Raw genomic sequence first — 21,089 nt, forward strand, 5'->3', positions numbered from 1 at the left:
TTCATAACTTTGCGCCGTCTTTTAACAAACAACTTTTTATTATGGCAATTGGAAAAAGCCTTCATGACCGCAGTTCAGGCACTTGCGAGCTTTGTGGTTCGTTACCTGCAACTGTAGAATATACTGTTAGTCCTAAATCTGACAGTGTCGAAAATCAGGTAGCGTTATGTGATACCTGTTTTCAGGCTATAGAGAAGAATGAAACCGGCGACTACTGGCGTTTCCTGGAAGGGGCAATCTGGAACCCGGAGCCAGCTGTACAGGCTTTAAGTTACCGTTTGCTGTATGCAGCTAAAGCACAAGACTGGGCCGCAGATATCCTTGGTTCTGTAGAACCGGAAGAGCATATCGTTCAATGGGCTTTGAGTGCTTTCGAAGTAGCAGAAGTACACAGAGACTCTTTTGGTAATGCCCTCAGCAATGGCGATAACGTAGTGCTCACACAGGCACTGGATGTTAAAGGCACCAGCTTCAGCGCTCCTAAAGGTACTGTAGTAAAGAGAATCCGACTTGTTCCTGATAACATCGAACAAATCGAAGGTAAGATCAATGATCAGACTATCGTTATCCTCGCGAAGTATGTAAAGAAAGGATAGTCAAGTATTTATATTTAGTTTTTTGTCGTGCCCCAGAGGGGCACGACAAAAAACTAAAACGAAAACAGGATGCCAACGGCATCCTGTTTTCGTTTTAGTAACAAACCTCGGGAAATCGGCGATAGCATCTATTTATATCATCTGCCTGAATACTTATATTTGTAGATAATAACCCATGCATGTACGAAACCTTCTTTCATAAATTTGAAGAAAAAGTGCCTTTAACAACAACAGACAAGGCACTGCTGCAACAACACCTGTCGCACAAAAAAATCCGTAAGCGCCAGTTTTTTCTGCAGGAAGGAGAAGTCTGCAAACAGGTTGCCATTGTAGAAAAAGGCGCTATGCGTGCTTTCCTCATCGATAACGAAGGACACGAACATATAGCCGCTTTTGCGCTGGAAGGCTGGACTATCGCCGATCTAAACAGCTTCCTGAAGCAGTCGCCAGGCACGCTCACCATCGAAACCCTGGAAGACACTGAGCTGACGCTTATCAGCTACGAAGCCTATACTACATTGCTCGAAACCATGCCAGCCTTCGAAAGGTTTATTCGTATAACCATTACCGATGCCTATGTTGCCCTGCAGAAACGGACCACTGATATGATCAGCCTTTCCGCAGAAGAACGCTACAAAGCCTTGGTGGCGGCTTATCCCAACATTCTCCAACGCGTGCCGCAACATATGATCGCCTCCTTTATGGGCGTCACTCCCGAAACAATCAGCCGTATCCGCAAACGGCTGCATATATCCTGATTTTTGTTATCTGTTGAACTGCTTTAAGCCGCTTTCTTGATCTGGATCATTGGAAACAGGAGTGCGCAGGTGATATCTTTGCATAGTAAGGCAGGACAAACAGGATGTATGCCTGGTTTTCCGCCTTTTTTATAATTTCCAGATGGAAAGAAAGCAATTTATTAAAACAGCAATAACAGGAGTAATAGGAATGACTACTTTTTCGGCTTTCAAACAGTTTACAGATTCCCTTCCAAGGGAACAGCAACTGATGCCCGTATTATTTATCGGACACGGATCGCCCATGAATGGTATAGAAGATACGGAGTTTAGCAGACGCTGGGCACAGATGGGAAAAGAATTGCCAGTACCTAAAGCCGTACTAGTAGTGTCGGCACATTGGTATACACCCGGCACCAAAATCACTGCCATGGACTTTCCGCAAACCATTCACGATTTCGGGGGCTTTCCGCAGGAATTATTCGATGTACAGTACCCAGCGCCAGGATCACCAATATTGGCCAAAGAAACGGCTGGTTTGGTGCATTCCACGCAAATTGAACTGGACCACGACTGGGGCCTCGATCATGGTGCCTGGACCGTTATACGGCATATGTACCCCGCCGCTAATATCCCGGTATTACAACTTAGCATAGACTATACGAAAAATGCCAAATATCATTATGAGCTGGCAAAAGAATTATATGAGCTGCGTCGCCGAGGGGTATTGATCATCGGGAGTGGCAACATGGTACATAACCTTCGTATGGTAGCCTGGAGTCGACTGAATGAAGAAAACTATGGCTACGACTGGGCGTTGGATATCAATGATAAATTCAAACGGCTCATTCAAAATGGTGATCACAACGCGCTAATGAATTTTCAGAGCCTCGGAAAAGAAGCGCTGCTGGCCATTCCTACGCCAGAGCATTATCTCCCGCTGATCTATACTTTAGGCCTTAATAACGGTAACGAAGCTATTTCTTTCTTTAACGACAAAGCTGTTGGTGGCTCGCTGACGATGACGTCAGTGAAGTTTGGTTAATGACAAGTTATTTTCTTTACTGCCCAAATGCAGAACGGATGCCATAGGCATCCGTTCTGCATTTGTTTTTTTGTAAAGCGCAGCTGCATCAAAAAACGTAATTATTTAATTCTAAAACACTCCATAATCTTCCTATAAATTTCGGTATTCTCATACACTCCTCTGAACAGCTGCGAATTAGGCCCATAGGCAAATACCATCACTGGTATACCAGTATGGTCATTCGTCGCAAAATGCCCACGCAGCCAACCTTCGTGGATGTCGCCATCCATCAGCGATAAGCCACTGGTTTCATGGTCAGCTGTAATCACGATGGTTGTTTCCTTGTTTTGATCTGCAAATCGAATGGCTTCTCCTATCGCATCATCAAAATCAAGCATCTCCCTTACTAAATAATCAAGATTGTTGAAGTGGCCACCATGGTCTATTCTGGAGCCTTCCACCATCAGGAAAAACCCCTTGTCATTACTTAGCTGCTGCAACGTCTTTTTCAGCATGGTTTTCAGGTAGTCGCCACGGCCTTGCTCCATAGAAGTTACCACCTTATCACTCAGTATCACCAGCGTACGGCCTTTGGTAACGCCGCTCCACTCTTTCGCATCATTGATAACGGTAACGCCTGCACGCTTTAATTCTTGTAATTGCTGGTCTTTATATTCCTGTTTGAATTCTTCGAGTCCGCCGCCTACCGCCAGGTCAATTTTGCTTTCCACCAGCTGCTGAAACAGTGTGGTGGCGCTGTCTCTGTCGGCAGTATGTCCATAGAACGATGCTGGTGTGGCGCCAGTGATTTCTTCTGTTACCAGCACGCCGCTACGGATGCCTTTAGGTGCCAGCTTCTCCGGTAATACAGGAATGGCAACATAAGTATTGTCCATACCTATCTCCCGGTTATTAGTTTTATTACCGGAAGAAATAGCAGTGCCGCCTGCGGCAGAATCAGTATGGTAGTTGTCTACCGACTGCGTCTTGGATAATCCCAGCTGCCTGAGTCGGAATATATTCAGATCACCCTTGTTAGCGGTATAGCCGGCAAATATTTGCGCGAGGCCGGTACCATCGCCAATAAAGAGGATAACATTTTTAGATTTAACGTTGGTAGCATCACTGGCATACGTTGGCGTATACACGCTGTGTACCGGCAAATTACCGGCATAGTTGGCAGTGGTATGATGCATGATGTCATATATTTCAGCAGGATGGTCCGTGCCGATAACATCAACGCCCAGGTCCATCAGCTTATACCAGGTGCTCCTGGTATCGGGCGCTCCCCAGAAACGAAAAGCGAAGCCTTGTGCATGTGCTTTGTCTATAACGCCTTTCACCGCTTGTAAGTCGGCAGGAGTGAGGGTGCCTTTACCGTTCCATTTGGAATAATTTTCAAAGTCAACACTCACCATGGCTATACGTTTCGCTGCTGCTGGCGTATAGGTGCTATCTGGGCGGCCATCAAAATAAAACAGGTTATCATATTCCTCCCAGGTATTCATATCAGGGAGATTGCCTGACAGTACTATTCTTACGGCATGAGGATTAATACGCCTGTCAAAATATTGTTTGTAGGGTTGGATCAGCTGCTGTAAGGCTTTGAGCGTAGGAACAGCAGCGGTTTTGAGGTCTATCAGTAATTGCAGCGATTCATCGCCGGGATAAGGTTTATTGTTATTAAGACTGAATTGTCTGACTACCGGTTTTATATAGAGTTCTTCCAGTGTGCGGTTAGACTTGATATCTTTATCATTATGGGCAACATATAAAACGCCGTCTTTGAGGTGGATATCTGCTTCGATGGAACCGAAGCGCAGCGCGGCAGCATCATAGAACGGGATGCCGCGTTCATAGTCGTTGTGGGAGTGTACCTGCGCCATGGTATAAACTTTCGTTTGTGCGTGCAGGGTAGTGGCGAGCAGGCAGATTGGAATAAGCAATGATTTTTTCACTGAAATGGTATTGATATTTGAGAATTGCCCGTAGGCTTGTGCCATCGGAGATGTTATTCCGCCTACGGCGGGCTCGCAAAGCAGCATAAGCAGCAGTGCAGCCAAGACCTGCATTTTGTTGTTTGTGTGATCTGTTATTGATAATAACAACAAAACATAATTCTTTGCTGCACTGCTGCTTATGCTGCTTTGCGAGAAAGCTAATTACCAGCCGGCGTTTTGTTGGATTTTTCCACCGCTGGCGTCGATTTCACGTTGTGGTACTGGCCATACAGCGTTTACAACCGGATCGAATTTGCGAGCAGGCCAAATCACTTTTGTTGGATCGTAACCGTGTAAAGGTTTGGCATAGGTTGCCTGAGCATCACCCCATCTTACCAGGTCAAAGTGGCGGTCAGCCCATTCGCCGGCAAGTTCCATTCTCCGCTCATGTTTCAGGTTCACCATAGTTGCATTAACAACAGGTAACAGCCCGGCACGTTTACGGATCATGTTGATTTCATTGTCAGCATTTTTTCCCTGCATCAGTCTTGCTTCTGCTTTGATCAGCAATACCTCTGCATAACGCATCAATGGCGGATTTAAAGCCGTGGTAGGGTGATCACCACTAGGGCTCAGATAAGTACCGATAGGGTTGGCATAACCAAATGGTTCCATGTATTTACGGAACTGATAACCACTTTTACTATTGCTGGAATTGTAAGTCATGGTTTGGCCGAAGTATTGGAACTGATCACCTGGCGTCAGGATGGTAGCAGCTTTACGCAGATCTCCTGCTTCGTACTCATCTACCAGTTCTCTGGTTGGCATATAATAACCCCAGCCATTATATGCGCCCCAGCCAGTCAGTTCCAGCATTACGCCTGGCAGAATACTTCCCCAGCCGCTACTACCAGCAGCAGTACTGTAGGCAGACCAGATATATTCAGATGTCCAGTTGTTGGCAATCGTAAATACGTCTGAAAAATTAGGCAGCAGTGAATGCTTGCCGCTCAGGATTACTGAATCGGCATAAGCTTCTGCGTTAGCGTAATCTTTTTTGTAGAGATATGTTTTAGCGATATATGCCAAGGCCGCAGTACGATGCGCATGGCCATAATCCTTTGGTTTATAGGTGTCGAAATTTGGTAACAGCGCAGCAGCATGCTTCAGGTCTGTGATGATAGAATCATAGTTCACATTAACGTTGGCAGCTCTTGGTACCACTTCTCCGGGAGTAGGATTGTATTTACTTACAATAGGTACACCTGCACGATTATCGCCATAATTATAAGCCAGCTGATAGTACATCAGTCCGCTCAGGAAGTATGCTTCTCCAAGATAACGATTTTTCAGACTTTCATCCATCTTAATGGCAGGCACTTTGTTCAACACATCGTTTGCACGTTTGATGACGATGTAACGTAAAGACCATTGGCCTTCTGTATAACTACCACCAATAAACGAAGGATTGAAGTTTTTGATATTCTCTGCTTCTGGTTTACCACGGCCTACCACCATGTCGTCGCTGGCATCAATGAACCAGAAACATCCGCGGCCATAGAAGTTTTCGTCGTCAAATTGTTCATACATGGCGTTAACACCACTGGTAGCATCCTGGGAAGTTTGCCAGAAGTTAGCCAGAGACGGTGAGCCTTCAGGCGTTACGTCCAGCTTCTTGTTACAGGCCGTAAAGCTAAGGCCTGCGAGTATAGAGAAAGCGTATATAGTCTTTTTCATAAAAAATGTCCGGTTAGTATTAGAAATTCAGGTTCAGACCAGCAATAAATCCTCTTGCTTGTGGATAACGGCCCAGATCCATACCATAGGTATCGGTACCAACTTCAGGGTCCATGCCGCTGTATTTGGTGAAGGTGAGCAGGTTATTACCGGTAACGAATACACGCAGTTTGGTAATATGCGCACGTTGGGTCAGTTTATCAGGCAGGGTATAACCCAAGGTGATGTTCTTGATACGCATGTAAGAACCATCTTCCAGGTACCAGTCGGAGGTAGTACCGAAGTTACCGTTAGGATCGCTGATAGAAACTCTAGGAATATTTGTATTGGTGTTGGTTGGTGTCCAGGCATTTTTGATGTCGGCCAGCAGGTTGTAACCCTGACCAGTTACCATTGGCGCCAGACCAGTGTATTTCAGTGCATTGAAGATCTTGTTGCCATGAACTCCTTGTATGAAGATGTTTACGTCAAAGCCTTTATAGCTACCATTGAAAGAGAAGCCATAGGTGAATTTAGGGAATGGCGTACCCATAAACTGACGATCGTTGTTATTGATTTTACCGTCATGGTTAGCATCAATAAATTTCAGATCACCAGGTTTTGCATTAGGCTGGATTTTAGACGTAACACCGGTTTTAGGATCAGTGAAGGTATAATCATCGATCTCTTTCTGTGTCTGGAAGATGCCAGCAGTTTTTACCAGATAGTAAGAATACAGCGGATGTCCTTCTTCTATACGGATAGGCGTGATAGAGCTACGGATATTGATGTCTGAAGTAGATAATACTTTATCACCGAGGCCCAGGCTCATCAGCTTATTGTTCACTGTAGCGATGTTAGCGCTCACACTGTATTGGAATTCGCTGCCTTGTTTGCTGTTGAAGGTAATGCCCAGTTCCAGGCCTTTATCTCTAACATCACCAACGTTCATCCAGGTACCGTTAGGCACACCGTCCGTACTTAATGGTGGCTTCTGGCGCAGCATTTTGATGGTATTCTTTACGTAGTAGTCTGCCACCACATAGATTCTGTTGTCCAGTAATCCCAGGTCCAGACCAATATTGGTTTGTTTGGATTCAGCCCAGGTAAGATTTGGGTTGGCCAATGCTGTTTCAGCGTAACCATTGCTAACAATGGAAGAACCAAAGTAGCTGGTAGTTTTACCCAGTAAAGGACTTACAGCGCCAGAAGGTAAGGAACCGAGGTTGCCTAATAAACCATTGCTGGCTCTGAGTTTCAGGTAAGAAAGGATCTTTTCTGAAACCATGTCTTTCATAAACTGCTCATTGGTAAGTACCCAACCTGCAGAAACAGAGTAATAATTTTGATAACGGTTCTGTGGAGCTACCAGGCTGGAACCATCTCTTCTTCCTACTAATGACAGCAGGTATTTTGCTTTATAATCATAGTTCAAACGCGCGAAGAATGACTCGATCGCTTGTTTATCTTTACCGCCGATAAAGCCGTTAGGATCAACAGCAGCGCCGTTTTGTGGGTAGCGAAATGCAGGACGTTCATCGTTGAAATTATTTACCAGCAGGCTGAAATAATCACGTTGAATCTGTTGGAAGCTATAACCACCGATGGCATTGAAGTGATGATCTTTCAGTTGCTTGTCGTAGGTCAGTGTCTGTTCTGCCAGTACGTCGTTGGTATTGCTGTTGCTGAGATACAGGTTGTTGAAGTCGAAGATCTTACCGATTTCCAGTATGCGGGAAGTAAATGATTTGGTGTTGTCAAATACTTTGTTGATAGCCAGGTTAGACCTGAAAGTCAGGTTAGCAGGCAGTTTTACTTCTACATATGGGTTGATGAGTAAGAAGCTCTTAGGATTTTTGCTGTCCAGGCGTTGCAGGTAAGCCACTGGGTTGATAACGTCGCCATAGGCGCCGGCAAATTTCACAGGGAGACCACTGTAGGTACCATCAGGCTGATAAGGAGTTACACTTGGTGTGTAGTACAAAGCAGTGAGGATAGCGCCGGTATAGGCACTGGTAGTATTAGCGCCGTTGCCGTTAGAATAGGCATAGGAAAGGTTTTCACCAATCTTCAGCCATGGCGTTACCTGGTGGTCTGTATTCAGTCGGAAGTTATATCTTTCGTTGAAGGTATTCAGCAGGATACCGTCTTGTTTGCGGTAACCGAAGCCCATGAAGTATTTGGACTTATCATTACCGCCATTGATATCTACATTATATTCTTGCAGTTTGGCAGAGCGGGTGATGGCATCCATCCAGTTGGTGCGGGTGACGTTACCATCTGGGTTCTGTGCCGGATCATAGGCTGGGTTGCGGGCAACGCCAGCATTGTCGTATGCCTGGTTCATCACATTGTTGAACTCAGCAGCGTTTAATACGTCCAATGTTTTATAAGTGTTTTGTACACCTATTTTAGCATCTGCGTTAACGCTCATTTTTCCAGACTTACCTTTTTTGGTAGTAATAAGAATTACACCACCGGAAGCTCTGGCGCCGTAAATGGCAGCAGCAGCATCTTTCAGTACAGAAATAGACTCGATGTCCGCAGGATTGATCAGGCCATTATAGATAGATCCGTCTACGATGTACAGCGGGTTTTCACCGTTGATACCACCAGTACCGCGGATATATACTTTAGGAGCAGAGGTAGGATCACCGCCCTGGTTTTGTACTACTACACCAGGCGCTTTGCCTTGCATGGCTTCTTCCACGCTGTTCACAGAGCGGGAGTTGAGTTTGTCCAGCTTCACATCAGTGATAGCGCCGGAAATTTTAGTACGGCTCTGAGAACCATAACCAACTACAAGTACTTGTCCGAGTTCGCGGCTGGAAGCGGCCATGGTTACTTGTAAGGGTTGATCGTTGTAGGCAACTTCCTGTGCTTTGTAACCCACCATGCTGATGATAAGTACTACAGGGCCATCAGTAGCAGTGTTGATGGTAAAGCGTCCGGAAGCATCGGTGATAGCACCTTTGGTGGTGCCTTTAATTTGTACTACTGCACCAGGAAGCGGGCCGCTGGCGTCAGTAACAGTACCAGTAATTTTTTTGTCCTGTTGTTGAGCAGATAAAGAAGTTGGAGTAGAAGGGTAGATAACAATTGTGTTCTGGCGTTCTTCGAACTGGAGGCCGGTGCTGTTGAGCAGTTCAGACAGGATTTTCGCCAGTTTCTCATTTTTCCAGGAGTGCGTTGTCACCTGGACGTTGGCAAGCGCGCGCTGGTCATAGGAAATTCTTACACCAGCCTGTTGTTCCAGAGAAACGATGGCAGAGGTAAGCGGACCTTTTTTTACATCCACACCTGGTACTACGTGTTCCAGTGCCTGGCTGAATGCAGAAAAACTTTCTGTGAAAGGGACGGCGGCCAATAACAGCATAAGTATTGGCTTCATCCTTCGGGGATGTTTCAGGTGTTGACGCAATGTTGGTTGCATAGTTGTTGTATTAAATATTGAATTCCTTTTTGGTTACCGTATCAGGTAGTTTTTGTTATCTGTCGTTGTGAAATGAATGCGTGGTGCTACTACGATCTTACTGATGATGTCTAATTTATTCTGTAAGGTCATGTTGCTGCTAAAGTTGACAGTGAGCCTGCATTCGCTCAGGTCAAGGTGTGTATTGAATTTGATACCATAGAACCTTTCCAGTTCCCAGAGAACCTGTTGTAGTTGTACGTTATTCAGTATGGTTTCTCCTGTTGTCCAGCTGCTGACATTCACGCTGTCGGTGCTGGAAAGTATGGCTTTATCTTTTGCGATGATCAGTTGTTGTGAAGCATGTAAGATGCCCAGTACCTGGTCGTTTTCGGTGACCTGTACTTTACCTGTGGCTACGGCGACTCTTGCGGGCTGGCCACTGGTGGAGGTTACAGAGAATGATGTTCCCAGTACTTTTACATGGATATTTTCCGCTTCTACCATAAAAGGTTTGCTGATATCCTGCTCTACATCAAAAAATCCTTGTCCTTTGATGCGTACTATCCTTTCTTTTTTATTAAAATCGTTGGGGTATTCCAGTGAGGAAGCGGCGTTTAGCCATACCTGTGAGCCATCAGGAAGCTGTATCTGTCGTACTTCCCGGAGTCCGGTGCTTACTTTTGTCCATGCCATGGCATGTTTCCCGCTGAAGGTATTTTTCCACCACCATCCGGCTACGGCCATAACAGGGAGTATGGCGGCCGCTGCGGCCCATTTACGCCAGGAGATGATGCTGGTGCTTTTATTGCTTTGTATGTTTTTAAGCACGGCTGCTTTCACGGCAGACTGCATCGCATCTGGCAATACTGCATCTGGTTTTTCCATATGCATTTTGTCCAGCCACGACATTAATATAATCACTTCTTCAGCACTACATTGTCCTGCGCGGTACTTTGCAATCAGCTCGTATAACTCCTTCTTTCTCACTTATAAATCGATTTAGCTATGAATTTGTATCGATGTTCTGATATAATGTCACATCTCACAAAAGCGATAACTATTCGAAATTTTGACTTAACAATTTGGTAACATTAAAGGAGGAAGCTGGCTACAGAACCCTTGAGCATTAGCTTTAATTTTTTGTTGGCAGTATTCAACTGATTACGCACAGTTTGTTCCGAAGCGCCCAGCCGGGCCGCAATTTCAGGCACTGACAGCTGCTCGAAGCAACTGAGTTCAAACACCTGTTTTACTCTTGGTGGCAATAGGTGAATATTCTGCCGCAGTTCTTCGTATAACTGTTTATAATAAATATGGTCTGATGTATTATTCGTATGTTCCTGCAATAAAGAAGCGAAACTGTTTTCGTGCTGACTACGGATATCTTCTCTGCGCATGGCATTCAGGATTCTTAGTCGTAACAGGAATAACAGGAATGCCCTGGTTTCCCTGGGCACAGGGAGTTGACTACGTTTTTCCCATAACTCGAGGAAGAAGTTCTGCAGGATATCTTTCGCCATAGCATCGTCGTAAATAATGCTACAGGTATATCTCATCAATGCATCCCAATGTTCCTGGAAAATCAGCTCAAATGCTGTAGTATCACCTTTCTGGAACTGTTCCCACCTGATATTTTCTGGCATAAATGCAAAATTGCGTAAGCTGGCCCAAAGATAATAATGAAATTATCCTGTTCCTGAATAGTAGTTTATGTTTGTGTTAAGTATTGATAGCAAAACTGTTTGTGTCTCTCACAAAAATCAACTGGGAATTACGACTATTATATTACGCATTAACTTTTTATAAAACAATATCTGCCGCTATAAAATGGCAGTACATTTTGGTTAAACAATCTCCCCGAAAGAATCATTATATTTAAGGTCAGTTTGTATCTAATCCACCCGAAAAAAGTATCATATGAACCTGGACGCCGCCTTCAGAAAAGCATTAATATACCTCGATACGGGCAAGGAAGAGGCAGCAAAAGAATTGCTGGACGCCATCTACCAGGAAAGCCTGGAAACAGACGATTCCCTGCACCTGGTGCAATCCAGTTGCGCCCTCGGACAATATTATTATAACCGGGATGAATTTACTAATGCCCGGCATTATCTCGATATAACCGTAAGTACGCCTTTAGAAGAAGGTCTGGACGATTTGCTGGCCTATGAAATTAATGTCGCCAACGAACTCCTGCTGGAGCTGGACGCTAAAAACTAACCTGTGCACCTAATAACCCATTAAAGATAGATATGGCTACATTAAACCTACTCGTCATCAAGACAGACAAACCCGAACAGCAGGTCGAATTTTATGCGGCCATTGGCTTCCAGTTTATTTATCATCAGCATGGAACTGGACCCTTCCATTATTCCAGCACCGACGAAGGACTGGTACTGGAAATCTATCCGCTGCCTGCAGCCGTGCATGGGACTGACCATACCACTCGCTTGGGCTTTACCGTTCACAACCTGGAACTAACCATGCAAACACTGCAAAAACTCAATGTAACCGTTATCACCGCCCCTCGCCAAACTGAATGGGGCCTTATGGCATTAGTGCAGGACATGGACGGCAGAAGAGTAGAACTGACGGAAAAACACATTTAATAAAATATCTTGACAGCAATGTCCCTGCATAACGCCAGTATGCAGGGCATTGCCGCATTTTAATAATTTTCTAATGATTTTTTATAGGCTCCCTAATCCTCCTTCAGGAAGCTCCGCAATACCTTTGTACCGCTGCTGCCAACGGCATTGAAACAAAGTACAGGACCTATAAAAAATATGACTATGCTGTCTACAGTAAAAAAGACTATCCGGTATCGCATAGCAGGAATTAATAACGGCAACGGGCTAAACGAAGAAGCAGCCGCAAAACTAAAAAAGGCAGGCTCCCATACTACAGAAGGATGCCTCGAAATGCTCGACACCTCCGCAGAAGGCCTCTCCGCAGAACAAGCAGCCATTCATCTGCGCCGCTACGGCGTCAATGAAGTACAACACGAAAAAGCCCCCTCCTGGTTCCGCCAGCTGGTAGCCGCTTTCATCAACCCCTTCATCGGTATTCTGCTCATCATCGCCATCATATCCCTCATCATGGACGTCTGGACGGCCGCCCCCGGTGAACAAGATTATAAAACCGTTGTCATGGTCGGCGTCATGGTAATGGTCAGCGCATTGCTACGCTTCTTCCAGGAATACAGAAGCAACCGCGCCGCCGAACAACTTAAAGGCATGGTGAAAACCACCGCCACCGTATTACGTAAAGATTCCGGCAAACAGGAAACGGACATCAGCCACATCGTGCCAGGTGATATCATATTCCTCTCAGCCGGAGATATGATCCCAGCCGATTGTCGCATCCTGCATTCCAAAGACCTGTTCGTCAGCCAGGCCATGCTCACCGGCGAATCCCTGCCAGTAGAAAAGAACCATCAGCCCGTCCCTTTTGTACCCGGGGCCTCGCCGCTGGACCTGGAAAATATCTGCTTCATGGGCACCAACGTTGTCAGTGGCGCCGCTACCGCCATCGTCATCAACACCGGCAACCAAACATATTTTGGCTCCCTCAGCAAATCCATCGTAGGCAACCGCGCCGAAACAAGCTTCGATAAAGGTGTAAATAAAGTCAGCTACCTCCTCATCCGATTCATGCTCATCATGGTGCCACTCATTTTTATCATCAACGGTCTCGTGAAAGGCGACTGGATGGAAGCCCTGCTTTTTGCTATAGCCGTTGCCGTTGGACTCACCCCGGAAATGCTGCCCATGATCGTTACCGCCAACCTCGCCAAAGGCGCCGTAACCATGAGTAAAAGAAAGGTAATCGTAAAAAGACTCAACGCCATCCAAAACATAGGCGCCATGGACGTTTTCTGTACCGATAAAACCGGTACACTTACCTTGGATAAAATTGTCCTGGAACGCCACCTCAATATATTCGGAGAAGATGATGAAGAAGTATTGAAATGGGCTTATCTCAACAGCTACCATCAGACAGGCCTCAAAAGCTTGCTGGACCTGGCTGTGCTGGAACATGTGGAATTACATGACTATCTCAGGGTAGAAGAACACTTCCAAAAAATTGATGAAATACCCTTCGACTTCCAACGCCGACGCATGTCCGTAGTTTTAAACCAACAAAACGGCAAACACCTGCTCATCTGCAAAGGCGCTGTAGAAGAGATGCTTGCCCTGTGTAGCCAAGCCTTTCTACCGGGCGCTGATAAAGATCTGCACATAGAAAGAGATGCTATCGTACCAATGGACGCCGCCATGCGCGAACGTATCCTCCATACCTCCCGAAAACTGAATGAAGAAGGACTACGTGTCCTGCTCGTTGCCATCCGTGAGTTTGAACCTAGAGAGATTACCTATAGTGTAGCCGATGAAAAAGACCTGGTGCTAACAGGCTTTATTGGTTTTCTTGATCCTGCCAAACCCTCTGCCAAAGCAAGTATTGAAGCCCTGCAGCAACTCGGTGTAGCCGTGAAGGTACTAACCGGCGACAATGATATCGTTACCCGCAAAATCTGCCGCGATGTGGGCATCTCCTTTGATCGCGTAATATTAGGGGCCGAGCTGGACAAACTAACCGATGATCAACTCCGCGAGCAAATCGATGAGGTGGCGGTGTTAGCAAAATTAAGTCCATTGCAAAAAGCCCGTGTAGTAAGAGTTTTGCAGTCTAAAGGCCATACAGTTGGTTTTATGGGAGATGGTATCAATGACGCTGCTGCACTCCGCGATGCTGATGTAGGCATCAGTGTAGATACCGCCGTAGATATCGCCAAAGAAAGTGCTGATATCATCCTCCTGGAAAAAGACCTGATGGTATTACGCAAAGGCGTCATCTATGGCCGCAGAACCTTCGGTAATATCATCAAGTACATCAAAATGACTGCCAGCAGCAACTTTGGGAATATGTTCAGCATGCTGGGAGCCAGCGCCTTCCTGCCTTTCCTGCCCATGCTGCCAGTACAGCTGCTCGTACAAAATCTACTGTACGATATCTCCCAGGTATCTATTCCCTGGGATAAAATGGATGAAGATTTTTTACAAACACCACGCAAATGGGATGCAGCTGGTATCCAGCGGTTCATGCTCTGGATAGGACCTATCAGCTCTATATTTGATTATGCCACCTTTGGGCTCATGTTCTGGATATTCAAAGCAAACTCACCTGCGCATCAATCACTGTTTCAGAGTGGTTGGTTCATAGAAGGGCTGCTGTCACAAACACTGATCGTTCATATGATCAGGACCAGGCAGATACCTTTTGTGCAGAGCTGGGCCGCCGCGCCAGTAGTAGCTTTAACATCATTGATCATGCTGATTGGTATCATACTGCCTTTCTCTCCATTTGCAACAGTACTCAAACTTGAACCGCTGCCATTCAGTTATTTCCCATGGCTGATAGCCATACTCACAGGGTACTGTGTACTTACGCAGCTGGTGAAAAAATGGTATATACGCAAATTCGCAGAATGGCTATAATTATAAAACTATCTTATGAAAATCAACAGGAATACGGCATTGCCTATGCATATGCTGTATTCCTGCTCTCCTATGATTTAACCCCGCCCTCAGAACATTTCTTTATACTTGCTGTTAATTCATTTACAGAAGGTACATACGATTGGCTGCTGCCATCTCCCTGATCTTCGAAATAAATGAACTATGGGTTTACAGTCGTACTGTCGTACACGTTACTGCCACCTGCAAATTGTTACCATCGTTCTAAAGAAGGTAGCTGCACTTGAAACAGCTGATCTGGCAAAAAAAACTGCTATTCATCTACCTGAAAATTCATTACCATGATCTTTGTAGAACTTGCGATATTACTGCTCATGATCCTGATAGGCTCTAGAATGAAAGGCATCGGCCTAGGAGTAATGGGTATGGTGGGACTATTAATTTTTGTGCTGGTATTTCATATGAAACCAGTAGAGCCACCAGTAGCAGTATTGTTGATTATCCTCGCTATCGTAACTACTGCAGCCACGCTGCAAGCTGCTGGCGGATTGGATTACCTGGTGAGCATCGCCGAAAAAATTATTCGCCGAAATCCCGGACAGATAACTATTATCGCGCCATTTACCACTTATTTTCTTTGCCTCTTTGCAGGTACTTCTCATATCGTATACTCACTGTTACCCATCATCGCAGAAGTTTCTGCAAAAAAGAGGATCCGGCCAGAAAGACCGCTGAGCATATCGGTCATCGCTGCGCATCTTTCGCTCACAGGTAGTCCTATGAGCGCTGCCACGGCCTCTCTGGCAGCAGTGCTGGCCTATTCTTCCGCCGCGCTGGATATCATAAAAGTTTGCATTCCCGCTTGTTTGATCGGTATACTCGCTGGCGTGCTGGTAGTGTGGAAGAAAGGAAAAGAACTCAATGACGATCCCATTTTCCTGGAAAAAATGAAAGACCCCGCCTTTGCAAAAAGTATCGAATCTTCCGATAATATAACAACAGTAATAAAACCTGGCGCCAAAACTGCTGTGTTAATATTCGGTATCGCCATATTAATGATTATTCTGTGTGGGGCGTTCCCGCAACTATTGCCCAATGTAGGTGCTGGAGAGCCCGGCCTGGCTGTAAATGCAGACGGAAATGTGAACCTTACTGGAATGATCATAATGATCACCTTATCCGCCTCCGCTATCATGATGCTGGTATTAAAAGTATCGCCGGTAGAAGTAACAAAGATGAGTCTCTTCACTTCTATGGCATCTGCGATTGTATCCGTGCTGGGCGTAGTTTGGATGAGCGCCACCTTCATGGGAGCCAACGAAGCACTCATAGAACATACCTTCGGCGATATTGCTGGCGCGCATCCCTGGACTTTTGCTTTCGCTCTGTTTTTCATGGGAGCGCTAACTTTCAGCCAGGCCGCCACTACACGTACGATGATGCCTATTGGCCTTGCGCTGGGCATTACACAGCCTCACCTCATCGCCATGTTTCCCGCAGTAAACGGCGATTTTCTCCTGCCTGGATATCCTACCCTGGTTGCTGCTATGGATTTTGATCGTACAGGTACCACACGTATAGGGAAATACGTAGTGAATCATAGCTTTATGGTACCAGGACTCACCGCTGTAACTGTAGCCGTTGCAGTTGGATTTCTCCTGAGTTTTATCGTGTAATATTTGTATGTTCGTGATCTTGTAAAATTTAAAAAGAAGTGAACATGCCACTGGAAAACTACACCATCATCCCAAATGTAAATACCAATAGCACGCAGCGTTTTACCGCTACACCCGCGGATATCATCTCCATGGAAAAAATGTTGAACATCACCACTGATGAAGACTACAAAACTTATGTGACTACTTATGGTTGTGGAATTTTAGGAGGTACATACATTCGTGTATACCTGCCCCAAGTGGCTACAGCTTTGCAAAAAGAATGGTTGGAAAGAATCACCCAATATTGGTTCTGGGACGAGGGAAAAGAAATTCTCACCAAAGAACAGGTATTGCAATCTGTAGTACTGGGTGATACTTTAGATGGAGATGAAATCATCAGCTATCACCAACAATACTATGTGTTGCCAAGACATCAGGAGATGATCTACAAAATAGGAGATACCCTGGGAGATGCCATCTCATGGCTGTGTAACACAGGCATCCTTACCGAAGCCTTTGAAGAAAGAGAGTTCGAACCTTTTGATCCTGCAGACTATCAGCAGTAAAAAATAAAGAGCCATCCGAGGATGGCTTTTTTATGCTATGGAAAACCGCGGTTTCGGCATCTCTTAATAAAAAATGAAATCGCAGGAAAGATATTTTCTTCCATCGGCTATTTTAGCTAATCTGATTTTTATTGGATTAATTGTTTCTTCAATTGTATTCGTGCTGCATAGGTTTCATCGTAGACCGAGGTTCCAACCAATTTTTATGTTTGACGCGGCATGTCCCTCACGGGAATTCCTAACGGTAACGATTAGTGCTGATTCAGTCAAAACAGCCTGTGCACTTCAGTTTACATCGATGTATATGCTTGAGATTATCCAGAAAAATGACAGTGTACATGGGATTCATTATGTTTTTAGTCCTACTGCAAACTATGGCCATTTTCTGAAAGTCTTGAGTATTTTAGATGCCAACCGTGCCCAATGTTATAAGGTTGACGTGAATCAAATATGGTTTTTTCACATTCCTGAACATGGGGATATCTGATTTATTTTGCGCTTCGCTGAATTATCTGGGGGAATAGGGGCTCCCCGCCTGCGGCGGGGAGCCCCTATTTTCTTTTTTTGAATGCCGAAGGCATTCAAAAAAAGAAAAACCAACAAAACACCATCATCTCCCAAAAAATCCCTATAATGCATACTACCAACCTATGACATCATGATTGAGGAGATAAGAAAAGAAATTGCCCGGCTGGAATCACACCACAACATTAAGATCCTATACGCAGTAGAAAGTGGCAGCCGTGCCTGGGGCTTCGCCTCAGCTAATAGCGACTGGGATGTGCGCTACATTTACATCCATCCACTGGAATGGTACCTGAAAATCGATGATCAGAAAGATAGCCAGGATGAGATACTAGATAACGATATTGACCTGGCAGGATGGGAGCTGAAAAAGGCATTACGCCTTTTTAGAAAATCCAATCCTCCTATGTTGGAATGGCTGCATAGCCCTATCATCTACCAGGAAACGTATTCCACTGCTGAGCACCTGCGCCAGCTACAGGCGGAGTTCTTCAGCCCCAAAGCCTGTATGCATCACTACCTGCACATGGCCGAAGGGAATTATGAAAACTACCTGCTCGATGAACAGGTAAGAGTGAAGAAATACTTTTATGTACTACGACCCTTGCTCGCCTGTGACTGGATTAAATCGCGCAACACCATGCCACCAACGGAATTCAGGCCATTGCTGGATACCTATGTTACTGATCCAATCGTAAAAGAAACGATAGAAGCATTGTTGCTGAGAAAGATGAGTGGTGAAGAGTTGAGTACAGAACCCGCTATTCCTGTACTTCAACATTTCCTGAAAGAAAAACTGGAATTTTATAAGGAATATGTAAAAGGCATAACGCCGCAAATCCCTGCTAATACTGCATTACTGGATAAGTTGTTTGTAGACACCATGCAGGAAGTCTGGCATAAATAACCCTGACCTATGTATAATGTTTATCATCGTTCTATCACCGATAAAGAAGCAGAGAAACTGGCGAGAATGAAGCCGGTTGCGAAAAATGTGGTGATGCACGCACTAACGACTTTTTTAGTGATCATCTCCGGATTATTTATGGCAAGCGTAACTATGAAACGCGTGTCCGATCCCGACCAGCACTGGCCTTTGCCTGTATGGACGATTATACTCGTTGCCTGCATTGGTATTGGCGCCATTGTCTGGCTGAAACGTATTATCCGTCGGAATCAGCAGATGCATGATATTTCCATTGCGCTCATGCAGGTGGAAGTACTGCACATTAAAACTAACCATGCGATCGTTCGCGAAGCAGATGAATCGCTGGGAGAAGGCTACTACCTGGATGTTTACGTCAATGGACAACAACGAACGCTTTACCTGCAAAATCCCAAGTATGATTATTGGGCAGTAGATACCGATTTTCCTAACACAGAATTTGAGATTGTACGTACACACGAAAAAGAAATAATCGGCGCACAATTCCTGGGCCAATACCTAATGCCAGAAAGAGAGCTGCCTGCATTCGATGATGCAACACTGGCTACCGGCAATTATCCTAAAGATGGAGACCTGCTAGACATTAGCATCTTCGAGGTGACAGCATAACACAATACAACTATTCTTCCTCGCCCTGTACCAGCAAGCATAAGCTATCTTCCGTAGCAACAACTGCATGCACTACTTCCACGGGAATACTGGTTTGCTCGTATTGTGTGAGCGCTTTTTTTTCATCACCCTGTTCATACATAACACTACCACTTAAAACATACAGCGTTGTTGGCTCATGTGCCTTATGATCTTTTAGGCGCATACCTTTTTTAAACGCCAGGGCCAGCACCTTTGTCCCCTGGCCTTTATACAGGGCTTTGGCCATTGGATGAGCAGCCTGCTCCAGCTGTTCCATCATTTGTTGCAGCGTATGTTCCATCATAATTTTTTTTAAAGGAGATGATCTACACTTGTTCTTAAATTTAATTCATGAGAGAAGAAATTTGTTCAGAAACTTTATAAAATAGTTGACAAATTGGAAAATAAGTATATATCTTTGCGCAGTTTTTTAAAAGTTGGTGTTTCAAAGGAAACACATGTTAACCTATGTTATTAACAATTAAGACGAACCGTTACCCCGCAACCGACCTGGGTTACCTGTTACATAAGCATCCCGCAAAAGTTCAACAGGTCTCACTCTCCGCCGGAAGTGCACACATCTTTTATCCTGAAGCTACCGATCAGTCATGTACCGCCGCGCTTCTACTGGACATCGATCCCGTGCATCTTGTGCGTAAAGGAGCAAATGAATTTGCCCTTGATCAGTATGTAAATGATAGGCCATATGTGGCTTCTTCATTTATGAGCAACGCTATTTCGCATGTATATTCTTCTGCGATGAATGGCCGTTGTAAAGATAAACCTACACTCACGGAAGAAGCTATTCCGTACGAAATTTGTATTTCCGTATTGAAGGTACGTGGTGGTGAAAAGCTGCTCCGACAGCTGTTTGAACCGTTAGGTTATGAAGTGAGCTGCGAGCAGATCATGCTCGACGAAATCCATACCGAATGGGGCATGAGCCAGTATTTCCGCGTTACTTTACGCCATACCCAAACATTACAGCTGGTGCTCAGACAGCTCTTCGTATTACTGCCTGTGTGCGATAATGATAAACATTATTTCGTAGATGCGCAGGAGTTAGAAAAGCTGACAGAGAAAGGAAAAGGCTGGCTGGAAACCCATCCTGAGCAGGAGTTGATCACACGGAGGTACCTGAAAAATATCGGTGCGCTCACAAAAGAAGCGCTGTCTTCCATCCTGAAAGAAGAAGGTGCTGCTGAAGAAGAAAAGCCTAAAGAAAAAATCCGTTTGCATGACCTGCGTTTACAAACAGTTCGTGACTTACTTCAAGAGCTGAAAGTGACAACTATCGTCGATCTCGGATGTGGTGAAGGGAAATTCCTGAAAGTCTTGAAAGATATGCCAGGACTGACAAAAGTACTCGGCATGGATGTCAGTTATCCCTCTCTGGAAATCGCAAAGAGTAAACTCAAGCTACATAAGCTTCCGGAGGCAGAGCGTGAAAAGTTCCAACTCATTCAGGGCGCACTAACGTATAGGGATACACGTTTATCAGGCTTTGAAGCTGGTGTTTTGATCGAGGTAATTGAACACCTGGATTTGCCAAGACTGGAGATTCTGGAAAGGGTAGTGCTTGAATTCGCAAGACCCAAACACCTAATCGTTACCACGGTGAATGCAGAATACAACGTGATGTATGAAAAGCTGAAACCGGGAGAGTTCCGTCATGGCGATCACCGCTTCGAATGGACCAGAGCCGAATTCCGCGCCTGGGGCGATAGAGTGGCCGAACAATTTAGATACCAGGTAAGTTATAAAGACCTTGGCGAATTACACGAAGAACACGGCGCACCTAGTCAGTTAGCCTTGTTCACCATACCTGATACTGATTGAATATTGGTAGCGTAAAA

Annotated in this window: 18 protein-coding genes; 12 read left to right on the forward strand and 6 right to left on the reverse strand. The window is 45.2% G+C overall.

From position 1 onward, the window contains the following. The first annotated feature begins 41 nt into the window (after nucleotides 1-41). From ACE38W_RS02840 to ygiD, 3 genes are all read left to right on the forward strand, one after another. Nucleotides 42-596 carry a PhnA domain-containing protein gene (locus ACE38W_RS02840; protein WP_375828716.1) on the forward strand — a complete coding sequence of 185 codons (555 nt, stop codon included), beginning with the start codon at nucleotides 42-44 and terminating at the stop codon, nucleotides 594-596. A gap of 179 nt (nucleotides 597-775) precedes the next feature. Further along, complete coding sequence (locus ACE38W_RS02845) at nucleotides 776-1,354, forward strand: Crp/Fnr family transcriptional regulator (RefSeq protein ID WP_375828717.1); 579 nt, start codon at nucleotides 776-778, stop codon at nucleotides 1,352-1,354. Nucleotides 1,355-1,496: 142 nt separating this feature from the next. Then, on the forward strand, nucleotides 1,497-2,378 hold the full coding sequence (ygiD, locus tag ACE38W_RS02850; protein ID WP_375828718.1) for a 4,5-DOPA dioxygenase extradiol: 882 nt from the start codon (nucleotides 1,497-1,499) through the stop codon (nucleotides 2,376-2,378). Nucleotides 2,379-2,479: 101 nt separating this feature from the next. Here the strand turns inward: ygiD and ACE38W_RS02855 are convergent, their stop codons facing one another. The 5 genes from ACE38W_RS02855 to ACE38W_RS02875 all read right to left on the reverse strand — a co-directional run bounded on the left by ACE38W_RS02855 (nucleotide 2,480) and on the right by ACE38W_RS02875 (nucleotide 11,074). Beyond that, entirely contained in the window at nucleotides 2,480-4,423 is a 1,944-nt protein-coding gene (locus ACE38W_RS02855) for an alkaline phosphatase (protein WP_375828719.1), read from the reverse strand. 99 nt (nucleotides 4,424-4,522) lie between these two features. Further along, entirely contained in the window at nucleotides 4,523-6,037 is a 1,515-nt protein-coding gene (locus tag ACE38W_RS02860) for a RagB/SusD family nutrient uptake outer membrane protein (RefSeq protein WP_375828720.1), read from the reverse strand. Nucleotides 6,038-6,056: 19 nt separating this feature from the next. Next, nucleotides 6,057-9,449, reverse strand: a complete 3,393-nt coding sequence (locus ACE38W_RS02865; protein WP_375828721.1) for a TonB-dependent receptor — start codon at nucleotides 9,447-9,449, stop codon at nucleotides 6,057-6,059. Nucleotides 9,450-9,482: 33 nt separating this feature from the next. Then, nucleotides 9,483-10,418, reverse strand: coding sequence for a FecR family protein (locus ACE38W_RS02870; RefSeq protein ID WP_375828722.1), 936 nt, complete (start codon nucleotides 10,416-10,418; stop codon nucleotides 9,483-9,485). Between the two features lie 104 nt (nucleotides 10,419-10,522). Next, on the reverse strand, nucleotides 10,523-11,074 hold the full coding sequence (locus ACE38W_RS02875) for an RNA polymerase sigma factor (protein ID WP_375828723.1): 552 nt from the start codon (nucleotides 11,072-11,074) through the stop codon (nucleotides 10,523-10,525). 274 nt (nucleotides 11,075-11,348) lie between these two features. Here ACE38W_RS02875 and ACE38W_RS02880 point away from each other — a divergent pair, with 274 nt between their 5' ends. From ACE38W_RS02880 to ACE38W_RS02915, 8 genes are all read left to right on the forward strand, one after another. Continuing rightward, on the forward strand, nucleotides 11,349-11,651 hold the full coding sequence (locus ACE38W_RS02880; RefSeq protein ID WP_375828724.1) for a hypothetical protein: 303 nt from the start codon (nucleotides 11,349-11,351) through the stop codon (nucleotides 11,649-11,651). Nucleotides 11,652-11,683: 32 nt separating this feature from the next. Further along, nucleotides 11,684-12,040, forward strand: a complete 357-nt coding sequence (locus ACE38W_RS02885; protein WP_375828725.1) for a VOC family protein — start codon at nucleotides 11,684-11,686, stop codon at nucleotides 12,038-12,040. 183 nt (nucleotides 12,041-12,223) lie between these two features. Continuing rightward, nucleotides 12,224-14,929 carry a magnesium-translocating P-type ATPase gene (gene mgtA, locus ACE38W_RS02890; protein WP_375828726.1) on the forward strand — a complete coding sequence of 902 codons (2,706 nt, stop codon included), beginning with the start codon at nucleotides 12,224-12,226 and terminating at the stop codon, nucleotides 14,927-14,929. Continuing rightward, the gene (locus ACE38W_RS02895) at nucleotides 14,920-15,093 is read left to right on the forward strand and encodes a hypothetical protein (protein ID WP_375828727.1); all 174 of its coding nucleotides are present in this window, start codon (nucleotides 14,920-14,922) and stop codon (nucleotides 15,091-15,093) included. Before mgtA ends, ACE38W_RS02895 begins: the two co-directional genes overlap by 10 nt. A 156-nt stretch (nucleotides 15,094-15,249) precedes the next feature. Beyond that, nucleotides 15,250-16,584, forward strand: coding sequence for an anaerobic C4-dicarboxylate transporter family protein (locus tag ACE38W_RS02900; RefSeq protein WP_375828728.1), 1,335 nt, complete (start codon nucleotides 15,250-15,252; stop codon nucleotides 16,582-16,584). A 44-nt stretch (nucleotides 16,585-16,628) separates the two neighbouring features. Then, nucleotides 16,629-17,132: a hypothetical protein gene (locus ACE38W_RS02905; protein ID WP_375828729.1), complete on the forward strand. Its 504-nt coding sequence runs from the start codon at nucleotides 16,629-16,631 to the stop codon at nucleotides 17,130-17,132. A 658-nt stretch (nucleotides 17,133-17,790) separates the two neighbouring features. Further along, nucleotides 17,791-18,564 carry a DNA polymerase beta superfamily protein gene (locus ACE38W_RS02910; RefSeq protein ID WP_375828730.1) on the forward strand — a complete coding sequence of 258 codons (774 nt, stop codon included), beginning with the start codon at nucleotides 17,791-17,793 and terminating at the stop codon, nucleotides 18,562-18,564. Between the two features lie 9 nt (nucleotides 18,565-18,573). Further along, nucleotides 18,574-19,212 carry a hypothetical protein gene (locus tag ACE38W_RS02915; protein WP_375828731.1) on the forward strand — a complete coding sequence of 213 codons (639 nt, stop codon included), beginning with the start codon at nucleotides 18,574-18,576 and terminating at the stop codon, nucleotides 19,210-19,212. A gap of 10 nt (nucleotides 19,213-19,222) precedes the next feature. Here ACE38W_RS02915 and ACE38W_RS02920 read toward each other — a convergent pair whose 3' ends face one another. Then, the gene (locus ACE38W_RS02920) at nucleotides 19,223-19,537 is read right to left on the reverse strand and encodes a hypothetical protein (RefSeq protein WP_375828732.1); all 315 of its coding nucleotides are present in this window, start codon (nucleotides 19,535-19,537) and stop codon (nucleotides 19,223-19,225) included. 164 nt (nucleotides 19,538-19,701) lie between these two features. Between ACE38W_RS02920 and ACE38W_RS02925 the strand changes: the two genes are divergently transcribed. Then, complete coding sequence (locus ACE38W_RS02925; protein WP_375828733.1) at nucleotides 19,702-21,072, forward strand: 3' terminal RNA ribose 2'-O-methyltransferase Hen1; 1,371 nt, start codon at nucleotides 19,702-19,704, stop codon at nucleotides 21,070-21,072. Nucleotides 21,073-21,089 lie beyond the last annotated feature (17 nt).

It is taken from the genome of Chitinophaga sp. Hz27 (genome assembly GCF_042263525.1).
Lineage (GTDB): Bacteria > Bacteroidota > Bacteroidia > Chitinophagales > Chitinophagaceae > Chitinophaga.